The sequence below is a fragment of the Bacillus sp. SIMBA_031 genome, from assembly GCF_046535225.1.
GTDB classification, from domain to species: Bacteria; Bacillota; Bacilli; order Bacillales; family Bacillaceae; genus Bacillus; species Bacillus velezensis.
This window is the reverse complement of record NZ_JAWRXC010000678.1, coordinates 1-236: the sequence shown is the minus strand read 5'-3', so window position 1 is coordinate 236 and position 236 is coordinate 1. Positions and strand designations below refer to the sequence as shown.

The following is a 236-nucleotide window of genomic DNA, read 5'->3' as shown; positions in this document are numbered from 1 at the left end:
GCATCGCTCGTCGCGATGGCGGGTGATCGCATCGTGATGCCTGAAAACGCCATGCTCATGATCCACAACCCGTGGACCGTAGCACTCGGCACGGCAGCAGATCTGCGCGCGACCGCCGATTCGATGGACAAGGCGCGCGACGGCATCCTTGCTGCGTACCGTAACAAGAGCGGCAAGACCGACGAAGAGCTGACGGCCATGCTTGACGCGGAAACGTGGATGACGGCCGCCGAAGC

1 protein-coding gene is annotated in these 236 nt (G+C 63.1%); it reads left to right on the top strand.

What is annotated here, in order from left to right; genetic code table 11:
- The coding region (locus SB724_RS21780; protein WP_410573157.1) for a Clp protease ClpP at positions 1-236 on the top strand (236 nt) is incomplete at both ends.